This window comes from Pseudomonas sp. KH_017 (assembly GCF_057840285.1).
In genome coordinates, this window is record NZ_CM174509.1 from 2146387 (window position 1) to 2163863 (window position 17477).

The following is a 17477-nucleotide window of genomic DNA, read 5'->3' on the forward strand; positions in this document are numbered from 1 at the left end:
ATGCTGTGTTGTCCGCCGGCCTCGCTTGCGAGATCGGTCGTCAGGGAGATGGTTGGCGTCCTCCTCTATATATGGAAAGGTTGGCGCAGAGCCCTGGCGTGATTGGTTGTATTTGCCATCGGGGCGAGGTGCATTCGTGCATTCGCACCTATAAATTGCCTGCTGCGTTTTTACCCGTTTTCAGTAGGGTGACTTCTTGAGTTTGACCCACTAGAATGCATGCCCTTGATTCTGGGGTCGGAAACGGCCGGCTAACGTCTGTGCAACGAGGAATATCCATGCAAGTTTCTGTTGAAAATACTACTGCTCTTGAGCGCCGCATGAGCGTCACCGTGCCGGCTGAGCGCATCGAGAGCCAGGTCAACAAGCGTCTGCAGCAGACCGCCCAAAAGGCCAAGATTGCTGGCTTCCGTCCAGGCAAAGTGCCAATGAGCGAAATCAAGCGCCGTTTCGGTGCTGACGCTCGTCAGGAAGCTGTAGGCGACGTGATCCAGTCTTCCTTCTACGAAGCTGTGGTTGAGCAGAAGCTGAACCCGGCTGGTCAGCCTTCGATCGAGCCTAAATCCCTGGAAGCTGGCAAGGACCTGGAATACGTAGCCGTATTCGAAGTGTTCCCTGAGTTCACCGTTGCCGGTTTCGAAGGTATCACCGTAGAGCGCCTGAGCGCTGAGGTGACTGATGCCGATCTGGACAAGATGCTGGACATCCTGCGCAAGCAGAACACTCGTTTCGAAGTGGCCGATCGCGCCGCTCAAAACGAAGACCAGCTGAACATCGATTTCGTCGGCAAGGTCGACGGTGAAGTGTTCGCTGGCGGTTCCGCCAAGGGTACTCAGCTGGTTCTGGGTTCCGGCCGCATGATCCCTGGTTTCGAAGATGGCCTGGTTGGCGCGAAAGCCGGTGAAGAACGCGTTCTGAACCTGACTTTCCCAGAGGACTATCAGAACCTGGACCTGGCTGGCAAAACCGCCGAGTTCACCGTGACCGTCAACACCGTTTCCGAGCCAAAGCTGCCAGAACTGACCGAAGAGTTCTTCGCTCAATTCGGCATCAAGGAAACCGGTCTGGAAGGTTTCCGCGCCGAAGTTCGCAAGAACATGGAGCGCGAACTGCGTCAGGCGATCAAATCCAAGGTCAAGAATCAGGTAATGGACGGTCTGCTCGCCACCAACCCGATCGAAGTGCCAAAGGCCCTGCTGTCCAACGAAGTTGACCGTCTGCGCGTGCAGGCTGTTCAGCAGTTCGGCGGCAACATCAAGCCTGACCAACTGCCGGCCGAGCTGTTCGAAGAGCAAGCCAAGCGCCGCGTAGTGCTGGGCCTGATCGTGGCTGAAGTGGTCAAGCAATTCGACCTCAAGCCTGACGAAACCCGCGTTCGCGAGATGATTCAGGAAATGGCTTCGGCCTACCAGGAGCCTGAGCAAGTTGTGTCCTGGTACTACAAGAACGACCAGCAACTGAACGAAGTTCGCTCGGTTGTGCTGGAAGAGCAAGTTGTGGATACTGTTCTGCAGAAAGCTAGCGTGACCGACAAATCGGTCTCTTACGAAGAAGCGGTCAAGCCGGTAGAAGCTCCACAAGCCGACTGATTGTTTTTGCGGTAAGAAGCACACACCATAAGCCAGCCTTCGAGCTGGCTTATGCGTATTCAAGACATAACTATTTGGGAGTGACTGCAGAGCATGTTCCGTAATTCGTATATTCAGCAGAACTCTGATATCCAGGCCGCAGGCGGCCTGGTCCCGATGGTTGTCGAGCAGTCCGCTCGTGGCGAGCGCGCCTACGACATCTACTCGCGTCTCCTCAAGGAGCGGGTGATCTTTCTGGTTGGTCCGGTAGAGGACTACATGGCCAACCTGATCTGTGCGCAACTGCTGTTCCTTGAAGCGGAAAACCCGGACAAGGACATCCATCTCTACATCAACTCCCCGGGCGGTTCGGTGACGGCGGGCATGTCGATCTACGACACCATGCAGTTCATCAAGCCCAACGTGGCGACCACCTGTATTGGTCAGGCGTGCAGCATGGGGGCGTTCCTGCTGACGGCCGGTGCCCATGGCAAGCGTTACTGCCTGCCAAACTCGCGTGTGATGATTCACCAGCCACTGGGCGGTTTCCAGGGCCAGGCGTCGGATATCGAAATCCATGCCAAGGAAATCCTCTTTATTCGTGAGCGTCTCAACACGCTGATGGCCCAGCATAGCGGGCGCACTCTTGAAGAAATCGAGCGCGATACCAATCGCGACAATTTCATGAGTGCAGAAGCCGCGCGTGAGTACGGGTTGATCGACGAAGTGATCAGCCAGCGCCCTGCTTAAAATAAGCAGCTCAAAATAGGGTTGGTCGGCGGGTCCGACACCTGCGGGCTTGAAAAAGCCCGCAATAGCCTTCATCTTGTGTTGCAAGCCTATCGGATTTGGATCGAACGAATGACTGACACCCGCAACGGCGAGGACAACGGCAAGCTGCTCTATTGCTCCTTCTGTGGCAAAAGCCAGCATGAAGTACGCAAATTGATTGCCGGCCCCTCGGTCTTTATCTGCGACGAGTGCGTCGACCTGTGCAACGACATCATCCGCGAGGAGGTGCAGGAGGCACAGGCCGAAAGCAGCGCGCATAAATTGCCTTCGCCTAAAGAAATCAGCGGCATCCTTGATCAGTATGTGATTGGTCAGGAACGTGCGAAAAAGGTTCTGGCCGTAGCGGTGTACAACCACTACAAACGCCTGAACCAGCGTGACAAAAAGAATGACGACGTCGAACTCGGCAAGAGCAACATTTTGCTGATCGGCCCGACAGGCTCGGGTAAGACCCTGCTTGCCGAAACACTGGCCCGTTTGCTGAACGTTCCGTTCACCATCGCCGACGCAACCACCCTCACCGAGGCGGGTTACGTGGGTGAAGATGTCGAGAACATCATTCAGAAGCTGCTGCAGAAATGCGATTACGACGTGGAAAAAGCCCAGATGGGCATTGTCTACATCGATGAAATCGACAAGATTTCGCGCAAGTCTGACAACCCTTCGATTACCCGGGACGTTTCCGGTGAAGGCGTGCAGCAGGCCCTGCTCAAGTTGATCGAAGGCACGGTCGCTTCCGTTCCGCCTCAAGGTGGTCGCAAGCATCCGCAGCAGGAATTCCTGCAGGTCGACACCCGTAACATCCTGTTCATCTGCGGTGGTGCGTTCTCTGGTCTTGAGAAGGTCATTCAAAACCGTTCCACCAAGGGTGGCATTGGTTTCAACGCAGAAGTGCGCAGCAAGGAAGAAGGCAAGAAAGTCGGTGAATCCCTGCGTGAAGTCGAGCCTGACGATCTGGTCAAGTTCGGTCTGATCCCGGAATTCGTCGGTCGTCTGCCGGTACTTGCCACGCTGGACGAGCTTGACGAGGCTGCATTGATGCAGATCCTCACCGAGCCGAAAAATGCTCTGACCAAGCAGTATGCCAAGCTGTTCGAGATGGAAGGCGTGGATCTGGAATTCCGCAGCGACGCTCTGAAATCGGTCGCCAAGCGTGCCCTGGAGCGTAAAACCGGTGCCCGTGGCCTGCGTTCGATTCTTGAAGGTGTATTGCTCGACACTATGTATGAAATCCCCTCGCAATCGGAGGTGAGCAAAGTAGTGATCGATGAAAGCGTGATAGAAGGCAAGTCCAAGCCACTGTATATCTATGAAAACAGTGAGCCGACCGCCAAGGCCGCGCCAGACGCTTAAGCGTCACGCAGCTTGAATAAAGAAGGGGCCTTCGGGCCCCTTTGCTATTGTGGGACCTGGCCTGCAGGCGTTGATTTGCCAGCGATGGCGGTCCTTGAAGGCGTATCCGACGCATCGCAGCAGCTTTCGTAAGCTGCAATCTTTCAAGTGGACCTTTTATCCGCTTGTTTTTTTCCAAGGCAGCCCCCATCTTGGTTTCAAGCTTACTTCCATCTGTTTACGGCCTTGCGGCCGCCGTAGAGGCGAAATCATGAAGACAACCATCGAATTGCCTCTCCTGCCATTGCGTGATGTCGTGGTTTATCCGCACATGGTTATCCCGCTGTTCGTGGGGCGCGAGAAATCCATCGAAGCCCTCGAGGCTGCGATGACGGGTGACAAGCAGATTCTTCTGCTGGCCCAGAGAAACCCGGCTGACGACGATCCCGGTGAAGATGCCCTGTATCGCGTTGGTACGATTGCCACCGTTCTGCAGCTGCTGAAGCTGCCTGACGGAACGGTCAAGGTTCTGGTCGAGGGTGAGCAGCGGGGCGCTGTCGAGCGCTTCAGCGAAGTGGACGGCCACTGCCGTGCCGAAGTCTCCCTGATCGACGAAGTTGACGCCCCAGAGCGCGAGTCGGAAGTGTTCGTTCGCAGCCTGCTGTCCCAGTTCGAGCAATACGTGCAGTTGGGCAAGAAAGTCCCGGCTGAGGTCCTGTCGTCGCTCAACAGCATCGATGAGCCAGGTCGCCTGGTGGACACCATGGCCGCACACATGGCCCTGAAGATCGAACAGAAGCAGGAAATCCTCGAAATCATCGATTTGTCGGCCCGGGTCGAGCACGTTCTGGCGCTGCTGGATGCCGAGATCGATCTGCTGCAAGTCGAAAAACGCATTCGTGGCCGCGTCAAAAAACAAATGGAGCGCAGTCAACGCGAGTACTACCTGAATGAGCAGATGAAGGCCATTCAGAAAGAGCTCGGCGACAGCGACGAAGGTCACAACGAAGTCGAAGAGCTGAAAAAGCGTATCGATGCCGCCGGCCTGCCGAAAGACGCGCTGGCCAAGGCGACGGCCGAGCTGAACAAGCTCAAGCAGATGTCGCCGATGTCGGCGGAAGCGACCGTGGTGCGTTCGTACATCGACTGGCTGGTTCAGGTGCCGTGGAAGGCCCAGAGCAAGGTGCGCCTGGACCTGGCGCGTGCAGAAGACATTCTGGATGCCGACCACTATGGCCTGGAAGAGGTCAAGGAACGCATCCTCGAATACCTCGCCGTGCAAAAGCGCGTGAAAAAAATTCGTGGTCCGGTGTTGTGCCTGGTCGGTCCTCCAGGGGTGGGTAAAACGTCCCTGGCGGAGTCGATTGCTCACGCCACCAACCGCAAATTCGTGCGCATGGCCCTCGGCGGTGTGCGTGATGAGGCGGAAATTCGTGGTCATCGCCGTACTTACATCGGTTCGATGCCAGGAAGATTGATTCAAAAAATGACAAAGGTGGGGGTCCGCAACCCGCTGTTCCTGCTCGATGAAATCGACAAAATGGGCAGCGACATGCGTGGCGATCCGGCATCGGCGTTGCTGGAAGTGCTTGATCCCGAGCAGAACCACAACTTCAACGATCACTATCTGGAAGTCGATTACGACCTGTCCGATGTGATGTTCCTTTGCACCTCTAACTCGATGAACATCCCGCCAGCGTTGCTGGACCGGATGGAAGTGATCCGTCTGCCGGGCTACACCGAAGACGAGAAGATCAACATCGCCGTCAAATACCTTTCGCCGAAGCAGATCACGGCCAATGGCCTGAAGAAAGGCGAGCTGGAGTTTGACGCAGAAGCGATCCGCGACATCATCCGCTACTACACCCGTGAAGCCGGTGTGCGCGGGCTGGAGCGCCAGATTGCCAAGGTCTGCCGCAAGGCCGTCAAGGAGCATGCGCTGGAAAAACGCTTCTCGGTGAAGGTTACCGCAGACATGCTGGAGCACTTCCTGGGCGTGCGCAAATTCCGCTACGGCCTGGCCGAGCAGCAGGATCAGATCGGCCAGGTGACCGGGCTGGCATGGACGCAGGTGGGTGGCGAACTGCTGACTATCGAAGCGGCCGTCGTACCGGGCAAGGGCCAGTTGATCAAGACCGGTTCCCTGGGTGACGTGATGGTCGAATCGATCACCGCGGCCTTGACCGTTGTCCGCAGTCGGGCGAAGAGCCTGGGGATCCCCCTGGACTTCCATGAGAAGCGTGACACGCACATCCATATGCCGGAAGGGGCGACTCCAAAGGACGGCCCTAGCGCCGGCGTGGGCATGTGCACGGCCCTGGTATCGGCATTGACCGGCATTCCGGTACGCGCGGATGTCGCCATGACCGGCGAAATCACGTTGCGTGGCCAGGTACTGGCCATTGGCGGCTTGAAAGAAAAACTGCTGGCTGCCCATCGTGGCGGAATCAAGACCGTGATCATTCCTGAAGAGAATGTGCGCGATCTCAAAGAGATTCCGGACAATATCAAGCAGGATCTACAGATTAAACCGGTTAAATGGATTGACGAGGTCCTGCAAATTGCGTTGCAATACGCGCCGGAGCCCTTGCCGGACGTGGCTCCGGAGATAGTCGCGAAGGATGAGAAACGCGACGCAGATTCTAAGGAAAGAATTAGCACGCATTAGTACGTATTTGCCTGGGGGGCTTTCTTGACAGCTTTTTAGAGCCCTTGTTATAAAGCGGCTCTTAAGTGTCTGTAGGCCATTCAGCACTCGTTTTTGCTTTCACCAAAAAAACTTAGAATCATACTCAAATAGATATAAGGGGACTTAGAGTGAACAAGTCGGAACTGATTGATGCTATCGCTGCATCCGCTGATATCCCGAAAGCTGCTGCTGGCCGTGCGCTGGACGCTGTAATCGAATCCGTCACTGGCGCTCTCAAGGCTGGCGACTCTGTTGTTCTGGTTGGTTTCGGTACTTTCTCCGTAACTGATCGTCCAGCTCGCATTGGTCGTAACCCACAGACCGGTAAGACGCTGGAAATCGCAGCAGCCAAAAAACCAGGTTTCAAAGCCGGTAAAGCACTGAAAGAAGCTGTCAACTAAGTTCGATTCAGGTTTTTACCCATCCGGGTCGGGGTCAAGCCTGACTTGGCAGCGGAGCGGCAGTCCTGACTGCAGGTCGCCGGTTCAAGACACCGAGGGTCGCCAGTTCGAGCCCTCGATCCGCTCCGCCAGTTACGAGAAGGCGCATCCTCGGATGCGCCTTTCTTCTATTCGGATTCTACCCACGCTCCACGGTTGCCTAATTTTTGAAGTTCAACCGTTTCTGGGGGACGCATGCTGCAGAATATCAGGGACAATTCACAAGGCTGGATTGCCAAGACTATTATCGGGGTCATCGTTGCATTGATGGCTTTGACCGGTTTCGACGCCATTTTTCAGGCCACGACGACCAAGAATGAAGCGGCGAAGGTCAATGGTGAAGAAATCAGCCAGAACGAGCTGAACCAGGCGGTCGATATGCAACGCCGTCAGCTCATGCAACAGCTCGGCAAGGATTTCGACGCTTCCTTGCTCGATGAAAAAATGCTGCGCGAGTCGGCTCTCAAGGGTCTGATCGATCGCAAACTGCTGCTGCAAGGCGCAGAAAGTTCGAAATTCGCTTTTTCCGAAGCGGCTCTGGATCAGGTCATCCTGCAAACTCCTGAGTTTCAGGTGGATGGCAAGTTCAGCTCCGAGCGTTTCGACCAGGTGATTCGCCAACTCGGCTATAGCCGCATGCAATTCCGCCAGATGCTGGCTCAGGAAATGCTGATTGGTCAGCTGCGTGCCGGTCTGGCCGGTAGCGGTTTCGTAACCGATGCACAGGTGCTGGCGTTTGCCCGTCTGGAGAAACAGACCCGCGATTTCGCCTCCCTGAACATCAAGGCCGACCCGGCAGCGGTGAAGCTGACCGACGATGAGGTCAAAGCCTACTACGACGAGCACGCCAAGGAATTCATGACGCCGGATCAGGTGGTCATCGATTACCTCGAACTGAAGAAGGCTTCCTTCTTCGATCAGGTCAGCGTCAATGACGAAGACCTGCAGGCGGCCTATCAGAAAGAAATCGCGAACCTGTCCGAGCAACGCCAGGCGGCGCACATTCTGATTGAAGTGAACGACAAGACCACCGAGGCGCAAGCCAAGGCGAAGATCGAAGAGATCCAGGCCCGTCTGGCCAAGGGCGAGAAATTCGAGGCTCTGGCCAAGGAATTCTCCCAGGATCCGGGTTCGGCGAACAACGGCGGTGACCTGGGTTATGCCGGTCCTGGCGTCTACGACCCGGCGTTCGAGAAAGCCCTGTATTCGTTGGCCAAGGACCAGGTTTCCGCGCCGGTTCGCACCGATTTCGGCTTCCACCTGATCAAGCTGTTGGGCGTGGAAGCGCCTGAAGTACCGACATTCGCCAGCCTGAAAGACAAGCTGACCCGCGAATTGAAGACCCAGCAGGTCGAACAGCGTTTTGTCGAGGCGACCAAGCAACTGGAAGACGCCTCGTTCGAAGCCTCCGATCTGGCTCAGCCAGCGCAGGACCTGAAGCTGACCGTCCACACGTCCAAGCCGTTCGGCCGTGAAGGCGGTGAGGGTATTGCGGCCAACCGTGCCGTGATCACTGCCGCGTTCAGCCCGGAAGTCCTGGATGAGGGCGCGAACAGCACGGCCATCGAGCTCGATCCGGAAACCGTGGTCGTGTTGCGTGCCAAGGAGCACCTGAAGCCTTCGCAATTGCCGCTGGAAAGCGTCTCTGCTGCGATCCGTGTGCAATTGGCCAAGGAGCACGCCAGCGCCGATGCCAAGACCAAGGCTGACGCCCTGATTGCCAGCCTGCGCGATGGCAAGACCCCGCTGGATCAGGCGGTCGACGGCCAGGCCTGGAAAGTCACCGAGGCGGCGACTCGCGCTCAGGAAGGGGTCGACCCAGCGGTGCTGCAAGCGCTGTTCCGCATGGCGAAGCCAGCGGCCAAGGACAAGCCGACCTTCACCAGCGTGACGCTGGCTGATGGCAGCCTGATGATCGTGCGTCTCAATGGCGTGAACGAAGCCGCGGCGCCAACCGAAGAAGAGAAAGCACAGTATCGTCGCTACCTCGCTTCGCGCATCGGCCAGCAAGACTTCGCGGCTTATCGCAAGCAACTGGAAAGCCAGGCAGAGATCAAGCGTTACTGATGCCTGACCAGGTTTAGCGCTGCACAGAAGACCCCGGCCGGAAGGCCGGGGTCTTTTTTTGTTTTGCCGTACGTCATTTGCCGCGGTGACTTTTGCACAAAACCGGGGTCAATCAGCCTGTAACCGTTTTAAGACATGATCGATGCTCCGCTAAGCATCGATCTGTTGCACAATACGCCCCGAACCGTTTTTCTCAGGATGTTCAATGTTTAAATCACTTCCCATGCGGGTTGTCGGGTTGGCAGCCGTGTTTGCCACTGCGGCCGGTTGTTCATCGAACAAGACCGCCATCTATGAGCATGAGAATTTCGACGACTCCGGTACCTTTTCCCGCAACTATCCGGTCACCGATACCCAGAGTTGTGAAGCCGCCCGTCGCGCCTTGCTCAGCCAGGGATACATCATCACCAGTAACGATCCGAAGCTGGTCAGCGGTCACAAGAGCTTTCAGCAGACCGGCGAGAATCACATGGAGATCAGCTTCAGTGTGGTGTGTACCGATGACGGCAGCGAAGGGCATCACGCGACCGTATTCGCCAATGCCCTGCAGGATCGTTATGCGCTGAAGAAGACCAACAACTCCGCCAGTCTCGGTGTGGGTGTGTTGGGCTCGGTGTCGATGCCGATCGGCTCCTCCGATGACTCGATGGTCAAGGTCGCCAGCGAAACCGTATCGTCTGCCAAGTTCTACGAGCGTTTTTTCGCACTGGTCGAGCTGTTCCTGCCGCCGGAAGCGAAAAAGGCTGCGCACATCCCCGAAAAGCCGAAAACCGACCTGGGCATGCCTGAAGCCAAGGCGGCACCGGCACCGGCACCGGCACCTCTGGCACCTGCCCCGGCAGCAGCTCCCGCGGTAGAGCCTGTGGCACCTGCACCTGTTGAAGCGGTTCCAGCGGCCTCCGAGCCGCTTGCCCCGCCTCCTGAAGCGGCGCCGATTACCCCGGTTCAGAACACAGAACCGGCACCTTCGGCAGAAACCATCAAGCCACCGACAAACCCGACGGACATACCACCGCCGAGCGAGCCGATTCAGGCGATTCCTGTCTCTGGCCAGTGATCGATCGCGTTACGGGATCGGCCAACGAGTAACGATCCCGTAGCAGGCGCAAAGATTGACCCGCATCAAGCAAGTCCGCTGTTCTGTGCCCTCCCGCGAAAAAACCAATGATAAATTCCTGGCCAGCTGCTACGTTTTATTCAGTAGCGACAGAGTGTCGTGTCCGCGTCATTTTTCCTTCACGCGGGCACTTTATGCTCAAGGGATTGGTCATTTATTCAGACGTTTTTCAATAAGGGTTGGGGGATTCAAAAATGGACGATTATCAAGAAGAGCTGCTCGAGTACCAGGCATTCGAACTGGACCCACTGGAGCCAGCGGAAGACGCTACTGAGCTTTAAGGCTTCAACTTGTCGCTTGCAGCTAGAGGCTTTGGGCTGTTTTTCTATGGCTGCGGCGAAATTCGCCGGGTGTCTGCCCGTTCCAGCGTTTGAAAGCGCGTTGAAACGCTTCGGCTGAGGCAAAGCCCAGCAGGTAGGCGATCTCTCCGAACGCCAATTCGGTGTCGCGTATGTAAGTCATGGCCAGGTCGCGGCGGGTGTCGTTGAGAATCGCACGAAATTGTGTGCCTTCATCGGCGAGCTTGCGGCGCAAGGTCCAGGTGGGCAGCTTCAGGCGTGCCGCCACCTCTTGCAGGTCGGGCTCCCGACCACCATTGAGCAAGGGTCCCAGCAGCGCGATGATGCGTTCACGCAGGCTGCGGGTACGTGTCAGTTGTTCCAGTTCCCGCTCACACAGTTGCAGCAAATGCCGCCAGGTACTCGGGCAATGCTCGGGGTTGCGCTGGGCGAGACTTGCCAGGCTCAAGCGCAGTTGATTGCGCTCTGCGCCAAACTGCATCGGACAGTCACCCAACACGTCATAGGCCGCGCGGTAACCGGGCTCCTCGAATTCGATTTCGATGCGCTCGGCGCGCAGCGGGGCAGGGCTGACACTGGATAATTGCTGCAACCAGCCGGCGATGATCGAATCCACCACAAAGCGGTTATAGGCGTTATAGGGGCTGATCGAATAGAAGCGCAGCCAGGCGCCCTGGGCGTCTTCGTGAAAGCTTGATTGACCCCGATAATTGGAGCCATACAAGGCTTCGAATCGAATCAGGCAGCGCGCGGCTTCTCGTACCGTCGGTGCCTGCGCCGCGGTGATGCCAGCGAGGCCTGCCTGGCTCAGGCGACTGAGCTGACCCATGCGCAAGCCAAGGGCCGGGTTGCCGGTCAGTTGAATGGCGCCGTGGCCCAGGCGCATGTAGCGCGGTATCGACAGCCGGGCACCGGCTTCGCTCAGGCGCGCGGCATCAAGGCCGTATTGATCGAGCAGTGGCTGTGGATCGACGCCATGACTGCGCACGGCATCGGCCAGGCTATGAACAAAGCCCACTGACAGATCGCCAAGGCGCATCGGCTGCGGTTTCATGGCTTACAACCAGAGGTTCAGCAAACGCGCACCCTGGGCGTTGCCGTCGGCAAAGTGCTGGCCGTTGCTGCTGAGGAAGCTATGCCCGGCGCTGGCCTGATCCCAGAATTGACCCCGCAGGAACACACTCATGCCAGCAACGGCTTGACTGGCCGGCATCCGGGTCGTGAGGGTCAGGCGCTGCCAGGCCTGGCCTTCACTGATTTCTCCAGGCTTCAAGTTGACCGATGCCGGCGCCGACGAACCCCTGTAGCCGCGCCACGGTTGATCCCAGGTGCCACGGCCGGCAACAAAGGCCGGTACCGCAACCAGTTGTACGCTTTGGTCGTTGAGCTTGAGGTAGTTTTCCGGGTACCAGCTGTCGTGGCCAATCAATACGCCCAACCTTCCTGCGGGGGTATCAACGACGTTGAGCGAGTGCTCGCCGTTCGCCTTGATCCCGTTCTGTTCAGCGAAGAACGGGTGTATCTGACGCTGGGGCTGGCCGATCGGCAAACCCTCGCTGTTGAACACCACGCTGCTGTTGTACAGCGCGCCGCGGCCGATTTTCAAAATGCCGTCGATGATGCTCGGTTCGGGCAGCACGATGGAGCCCGCCACCAGCGTCACGTGGAATTCCCTGGCCAGCCCTCCGAACAATGCCTGGTAGTCCCTGGCCATCGCCTTGGCTTTCATGCGCAGGTGGGCATCGTCCAGACGGTTGCCGCCCTCGGCGTTGATCAACGCCTTGGCGAACTTCAGGGGATTGCTCACCGCCAGCCAGTTCATGGCCTCCTTGAGGCTGCTGGCCTGATACAGCTCATCCTTCTCGCCGCTGACCATCAGCCAGGTACCGACGTGCTCCGGCAATACGACGACGGTCTTGCTGTTCAACAAGCCTTGGTCCCGGGCTGCCTGCAAATAGGCCGCGAGCTTGCGGTGCAAGCGCTCGGGGCTTTGATAGTCGGTAGGAAACAGTTCGGGCTGGATGCCCAACAGATTGCCGCGGTCCGCAGGCGTACCCTGGTCGACAGCCAGGTTGATCCGCAGGTCCGAAAGGTAATGACCCACCGGCCGGTCCGCGGCCCATATCGCGTAGGCCGTGAGGGCGGCGAGCAACGCCATGGAAAATGTCAGGTACAAAAGTTTGCGCATGGGGAAACAGTTTACAGCCTGGAGCCGGGCGTGGCTTTTCATTAGGAACTGGATCGAGCATAAAGGGAATCAAGGGCTTAGTGGGCAAATTTCAGCGGTGACGGTTTTTTTTCGCTGGCGGTTGCCGTTCTGCGCCGAGATGCAGCAATGAATGACCGGGTTAAACGAGAGATGAATTGACGGGGTGGCGATCATGGAAGGGGAGCACCGGTCAGCCGTCATTTGGCTAGACCGGCTGGCAGGTGAACGTTATTTGGTGACCAGCAGTTCCGGGCCGAGGTAGTTGTTGATCTGGTCGATATCGTCGTCGCCCAGGTTGCCCACCGAAGAGGCCAGGCGCAGGCGTGACATCAAATAACGCAACTTGGCATCGAACAGATCGTGGCGCGCAACGAAGAGCAGCTCTTCGGCATTGAGGACGTCCGAGTTGGTGCTGGTGCCACCTTCCTTGAAGCCCTTGCGTGACGATGCCAGTGAGCGTTCGTTGGACGCTACGGCCTTCTCCAGCGCGCGAATGCGTTTGGCGCCGCTCAGTATGCCTTGAAACTCTCGGGTGGTTCCGGTGATGACTTCCTGTCGCGCGGCGTCGAGTTCGTCCGTGGCCTTATCGCTATTGGCACTGGCCTGGCGTGTCAGCGCGCTGACGCCGCCACCACTGAACAGCGGGACATTGACTTCCAGTCCGATCGAACCGTAGCGGTTGCGTTGATTCAGCTCGGAGAGTGATTGGCTCTCACCTGCGGTGTAGCCGGCAATGAAATCCAGGGTTGGCCAGTGGCCGGCCCTGGCGCGCTTCACTTCTTCTTCGGCGAGGTCGCGGCTATAGCGGCGCGCATGGAGCAGCGGGCTATCGGTCTGGGCTTTGACCAGCCAGTCCTGCAAGTTGCTCGGCAGCAGCGGTGGTGTATCGAAGCTCGGACGCAAGGTGGTCAGCGACTCGGGGGTTTCACCGATGTATTCCTCGAGCTTGCGGCGCGCGTTGACCAGGTTGTCTTGCGCTTCGATCAGCTCGGCTTCGGCGAGGTCGCGGCGAGCGGCCGACTCGTCGATGTCGGTGACGGTGCCGGCCCCCAATTCCATGCGCCGTTTCGCCGAGGCGAGTTGTTCTTCGAAGGCGTTCAGCTTGGACTTGGCCAGGGTGATGGTTTCGCTGGCCAGGAGCACATCGAAATAGCTTTCGGCCAGGCGCACCGCGGCGTCCTGGCTCTTGGCATCGAATACCGCGTTGCTGTAGTCGGCACGCTGCTGACCCTGGCGGTACTCGGCCATTTTCTGTTTGTTGAACAGTGGTTGGCGCAGGCGCACGTTTGCGCCCTTGGAGTCGTAGTCGAGGTCCCTTTCGATGCCGCTCTGGCGTTGTGTGCCATTGACCTTGTTGTCGTAGGCCGAGGCGTTGATCTGCGGTAGCAGGCCGGCCGTGCCGATGGCGCGGTTTTCCCCGCCGGCCTCTTTTTCATGCATGGCGGCCTGGTAGATAGGGCCCTGGAACTGCAACAGATCCCAGGCTTGCTTGAGGTCCATGGCGTCGGCCGGCAAGGCCAACCCCATCAGGCAGAAGAGCAGGCAATGACGGTCCATTTCATTGTTCCTTGAATGAGCTGTCCACACGTTCGAGCATTGGTTTAAGAAGATAGCTCAACATATTGCGTTCGCCGGTTTTGATGGTGACGCTGGCGGGCATGCCGGGGCGAATGTGATTGGTGCCAAGCAGGCTCATGCCATCGGCGGTCACTTCCACTTGGGCCAGATAGAACGGCTCCTTGCTTTCCTCGTCGAGCAGGCGGTCGGCGGAGATGGTCATCACGCGGCCGGGGATGTTTGGCGTCTGGGCATGGTTGAAGGCCGGAAAGGAAATGTCCACAGGCAGGCCGGGGAACATCTTGTCGATGGCCTGCACGGGAATCATCGCGTCGACCTGCAACGGTTCGTTGACCGGAACGATTTCCATGATCTTGAAGCCGGGCTGAATGATCCCGCCGACGGTGGCGATGCTCAGGGCCTGGACCATGCCGTCGATCGGCGAGCGGATCACCGTGTGGGTCACTTCATAGTCCAGCGCGCGTAAGCGGTCGGCCAGGGTGGTGTTTTCCTTGGCGGTGTCGGTCAACTGCGATTCGACTTCCTTCAGGTAATCGTGCTGGCGCTGCAGGATGCGCAGCTTGATTTCGGTGGTCTGGCTGCGCACGCGAGCGATGTTGTTGAGGTTCTCGGCCTGGCCGGCGGAGAGGTCGGCATTGCTGCGTTCCAGCTCAAGCAGGCGGTTGCGCGGCACATAGCCTTCGGCCGCCAGCACGCGGGTGCCTTGCAGTTCCTGGTTGAGGAAGCTGATCTGCGAGGCGCGGGCGCTATAGACCTGCTGCAGGCCCTTGAGCTGCACGGCCGACGCCGCCAGGTTCTCCTGCAGGATGCTGATTTCGCCAGCGAGACCGGCGCGCCGGGTGTCGAGCAGGCGCTGTTGCAGGTCCATGGCGGCTTCCAGGCGGTAGTCATCCTTGAAGCGCTTGAGCAGTTCAGGGTCGAATTTCACCACGTCGCGGTTGTCACGTTCCGCTTCCAGTCGGTTCTCCACCGTCTTGCTGACGATGTACTGAGCGCTGACCGCACCCTGTTCGGCAAGGGCACGCAACGAGTCGAGACGGACCACCTCCTGGCCTTTTGTCACCAGATCGCCTTCGCGAACGAGAATGGCGTCCACGGTACCGCCGCTCAGATGCTGCACGGCTTTGCGATTGCTGGTGACCTTGACCGTACCTGTCGCTACCACGCCGGCATCCAGCGGCGCCAACCAGGACCACAGGAGAAAGCCGCCGAAGCCGGCGATCACCAGCCAAATGCCTAACCGCGCGGGTTTACGGACATCCAGGTCGATCAGGCTCTTGGGATCGGAGGGAATCATTTCGGTGCGTTGGCTCATTTGCATGATCGGTCACTCCCGTGCTTTGACAGAGGCCAGCGGAGTTGACGCGCCTGCAGGGATCACACTGGCCTTGCGCAGCGCTGCGAATACTTCATCGCGCGTGCCGAGCATCTGCACGCCGCCGTCGCGCAGCATCAGCACCTTATCGACGGCACAGAGTACGTTGGGACGGTGAGAAATCAGAATGACGGTGGCGCCGCGGTCCTTGAGTTCGGCCAGCGCATCCACCAGGGCCTTTTCGCCGACGTCGTCGAGGTTGGCGTTCGGCTCATCCAGCACGATCAGATTGGGGTCGCCATACAGCGCGCGGGCCAAGGCGATGCGTTGCTTCTGACCACCGGAAAGCGGGCTGCCATCGGTGCCCAGGCGGGTGTCATAACCCTGCGGAAAACGCAGGATCATCTCGTGCACTCCAGAGCTCTTGGCGGCGCGGATGACCGCGTCACTGTCGACTTCGCCAAAGCGCGCAATGTTGTCGGCGATGGTGCCCTCGAACAGCTCCACATCCTGTGGCAGGTAGCCGAGCCAGGGGCCAAGTTCGCCCTTGTTCCAGGTGAACATGTCAGCGCCGTCCAGGCGCACCTTGCCTGCCTGCGCCGGCCAGACGCCGACCAGCAGGCGGGCGAGGGTGGATTTGCCCGAGGCGGACGGGCCGATAATGCCAAGGCTTTCGCCGGGGATAAGGCTTAAGCTCACCCCGCGCAGAATCGTGTTATTGGTACCGGGGGCACCGGCATATACATTCTCCACGGCCAGCATGCCCATTGGCCGCTGCAGCGACATGCTCGGTGGCCTGCGGGGATAGTCTTGCAGCATCTCGTTGAGCCGCCCCCAGGCCGAACGGCAGCCGAGCAGTTGCCTCCACGACGCGATGACCTGCTCCACCGGGCCCAGAGCACGGCCGGTGAGGATCGAGCAGGCAATCATCATCCCCGGTGTGATCTTGCCTTCGATCGCCAGCAGTGCGCCGGCGCCGAGGATCAGAGACTGCAAAGTGATCCGCACGAAGCGCCCGGTGCTGCTGATAATGGCGGCGCGGTCGGAGGCCAGGGTCTGCATTTCCAGAATACGCAAATGGCTTTGGTACCAGCGCTTGCTGATCGACGGCAGCATGCCCATGGCCTCGATGACCTCGGCATTGCGCAAGTTGTTGTTGGCGTATTGGGCTGAGGAGAGGGCGGCCTGGTTGGCTTCGGCCAACGGCTTCTGCGTCGCCTGCTCGGTGAGCCAGGCCAGGACCACCAGAATCAGCGAGCCGATCAGCGTGATCAGTCCGAGTATTGGGTGAATCAGGTAGGCGACCAGCAGGTAGATCGGCGTCCACGGTGCATCGAAGAAAGCGAACAGGGAGTTGCCGGTGACGAACTGACGAACCTGGGCGAGGTCCTGCAGGGCCTGGGCCGGATTACCTCCGGCGCGGCTCAGGTTGCGCTCGAATGCAGCGGTGAAAATGCGTCGGTTGAGGTCCATGTCGAGGCAGTTGCCGACCCGGATCAGTACGCGGGTGCGGACCATTTCCAGCGTGGACATCAGCAGGAACAGACCCACCACCAGGACCGTCAACATCGCCAGCGTCGTGACGTTGCGACTGACCAGGGCTCGATCATAGACCTGCAGCATATAAATAGCTGGCGTCAACATCATGACGTTTATGACGCCGCTGAACCCTGCCAGCAAGTAAAAGCTGCGGCGCAGACGAAAGAGCGCGTCGGCCAGTTCGGAACGGATGCTCGACTGCCTGGACATGTTGGTCCTCCCACTTCGAAAAGCCGGTTGCCCTTGTGGCGCAACAGCTAACGATAAATGTAGTTCCTTAAACAGCTTATGGACACGCAGGCTGGTCGCTCTATGGATGGCGAGTCTTCCGAAATCGCTGCGTTGCTCCTTATGCAGCAGCGTAGGTGGCAGCGTAACAGTCCGAAATAACATTTCGCTCTATACCTGCACTCAACTTTCTATATGTCTTTTAAAAACAGCTAGTTGTGAGGCTCAACACCAGTCGTCTGTTTTAGCGACGTAATATTGACAAAGATTTGCTATGGAACTTTAGTCTTAGTTATCGGGGGGG

At 58.3% G+C, this 17477-nt stretch carries 12 protein-coding genes; 7 read left to right on the forward strand and 5 right to left on the reverse strand.

All coding sequences use genetic code 11. From position 1 onward, the window contains the following. Nucleotides 1-278 precede the first annotated feature (278 nt). The 7 genes from tig (at nt 279) to AC3IT6_RS09845 (ending at nt 9945) form a co-directional block, all read left to right on the forward strand. Nucleotides 279-1589, forward strand: coding sequence for a trigger factor (gene tig / locus AC3IT6_RS09815; RefSeq protein WP_489355093.1), 1311 nt, complete (start codon nt 279-281; stop codon nt 1587-1589). A 93-nt stretch (nt 1590-1682) separates the two neighbouring features. Continuing rightward, nucleotides 1683-2318 carry an ATP-dependent Clp endopeptidase proteolytic subunit ClpP gene (clpP, locus tag AC3IT6_RS09820; RefSeq protein ID WP_223449179.1) on the forward strand — a complete coding sequence of 212 codons (636 nt, stop codon included), beginning with the start codon at nt 1683-1685 and terminating at the stop codon, nt 2316-2318. 111 nt (nt 2319-2429) lie between these two features. Further along, complete coding sequence (gene clpX, locus AC3IT6_RS09825) at nt 2430-3713, forward strand: ATP-dependent Clp protease ATP-binding subunit ClpX (RefSeq protein WP_007982210.1); 1284 nt, start codon at nt 2430-2432, stop codon at nt 3711-3713. Nucleotides 3714-3963: 250 nt separating this feature from the next. After that, on the forward strand, nt 3964-6360 hold the full coding sequence (lon, locus tag AC3IT6_RS09830) for an endopeptidase La (protein ID WP_104447853.1): 2397 nt from the start codon (nt 3964-3966) through the stop codon (nt 6358-6360). Between the two features lie 149 nt (nt 6361-6509). Beyond that, nucleotides 6510-6782, forward strand: coding sequence for an HU family DNA-binding protein (locus AC3IT6_RS09835; RefSeq protein WP_002552737.1), 273 nt, complete (start codon nt 6510-6512; stop codon nt 6780-6782). Nucleotides 6783-7016: 234 nt separating this feature from the next. Beyond that, a complete protein-coding gene (locus AC3IT6_RS09840) occupies nt 7017-8888 on the forward strand; it encodes a SurA N-terminal domain-containing protein (RefSeq protein ID WP_489355096.1) in 1872 nt (623 codons plus the stop codon). Nucleotides 8889-9093: 205 nt separating this feature from the next. Continuing rightward, nucleotides 9094-9945, forward strand: a complete 852-nt coding sequence (locus AC3IT6_RS09845; protein ID WP_489355098.1) for a DUF2242 domain-containing protein — start codon at nt 9094-9096, stop codon at nt 9943-9945. 363 nt (nt 9946-10308) lie between these two features. Here AC3IT6_RS09845 and AC3IT6_RS09850 read toward each other — a convergent pair whose 3' ends face one another. The 5 genes from AC3IT6_RS09850 to AC3IT6_RS09870 all read right to left on the reverse strand — a co-directional run bounded on the left by AC3IT6_RS09850 (nt 10309) and on the right by AC3IT6_RS09870 (nt 17155). Then, nucleotides 10309-11358 (reverse strand): AraC family transcriptional regulator, encoded by a 1050-nt coding sequence (locus tag AC3IT6_RS09850; protein WP_223449176.1) that lies wholly within the window; start codon nt 11356-11358, stop codon nt 10309-10311. Nucleotides 11359-11361: 3 nt separating this feature from the next. Next, nucleotides 11362-12492, reverse strand: coding sequence for a nitrilase-related carbon-nitrogen hydrolase (locus AC3IT6_RS09855; RefSeq protein ID WP_489355100.1), 1131 nt, complete (start codon nt 12490-12492; stop codon nt 11362-11364). 249 nt (nt 12493-12741) lie between these two features. Further along, a complete protein-coding gene (locus AC3IT6_RS09860) occupies nt 12742-14070 on the reverse strand; it encodes a TolC family outer membrane protein (RefSeq protein ID WP_489355102.1) in 1329 nt (442 codons plus the stop codon). Between the two features lies 1 nt (nt 14071). After that, nucleotides 14072-15412, reverse strand: a complete 1341-nt coding sequence (locus AC3IT6_RS09865) for an HlyD family type I secretion periplasmic adaptor subunit (RefSeq protein WP_489355105.1) — start codon at nt 15410-15412, stop codon at nt 14072-14074. 6 nt (nt 15413-15418) lie between these two features. Next, nucleotides 15419-17155, reverse strand: coding sequence for a type I secretion system permease/ATPase (locus AC3IT6_RS09870; RefSeq protein WP_489355107.1), 1737 nt, complete (start codon nt 17153-17155; stop codon nt 15419-15421). Nucleotides 17156-17477 lie beyond the last annotated feature (322 nt).

Bases quoted from the DNA above. Each gene is read 5' to 3' on its own strand.
- tig (WP_489355093.1), top strand. From the start codon at position 279: ATGCAAGTTTCTGTTGAAAATACTACTGCTCTTGAGCGCCGCATGAGC.
- clpP (WP_223449179.1), top strand. From the start codon at position 1,683: ATGTTCCGTAATTCGTATATTCAGCAGAACTCTGATATCCAGGCCGCA.
- clpX (WP_007982210.1), top strand. From the start codon at position 2,430: ATGACTGACACCCGCAACGGCGAGGACAACGGCAAGCTGCTCTATTGC.
- lon (WP_104447853.1), top strand. From the start codon at position 3,964: ATGAAGACAACCATCGAATTGCCTCTCCTGCCATTGCGTGATGTCGTG.
- AC3IT6_RS09840 (WP_489355096.1), top strand. From the start codon at position 7,017: ATGCTGCAGAATATCAGGGACAATTCACAAGGCTGGATTGCCAAGACT.
- AC3IT6_RS09845 (WP_489355098.1), top strand. From the start codon at position 9,094: ATGTTTAAATCACTTCCCATGCGGGTTGTCGGGTTGGCAGCCGTGTTT.
- AC3IT6_RS09850 (WP_223449176.1), bottom strand. From the start codon at position 11,358: ATGAAACCGCAGCCGATGCGCCTTGGCGATCTGTCAGTGGGCTTTGTT.
- AC3IT6_RS09855 (WP_489355100.1), bottom strand. From the start codon at position 12,492: ATGCGCAAACTTTTGTACCTGACATTTTCCATGGCGTTGCTCGCCGCC.
- AC3IT6_RS09860 (WP_489355102.1), bottom strand. From the start codon at position 14,070: ATGGACCGTCATTGCCTGCTCTTCTGCCTGATGGGGTTGGCCTTGCCG.
- AC3IT6_RS09865 (WP_489355105.1), bottom strand. From the start codon at position 15,412: ATGCAAATGAGCCAACGCACCGAAATGATTCCCTCCGATCCCAAGAGC.
- AC3IT6_RS09870 (WP_489355107.1), bottom strand. From the start codon at position 17,155: ATGTCCAGGCAGTCGAGCATCCGTTCCGAACTGGCCGACGCGCTCTTT.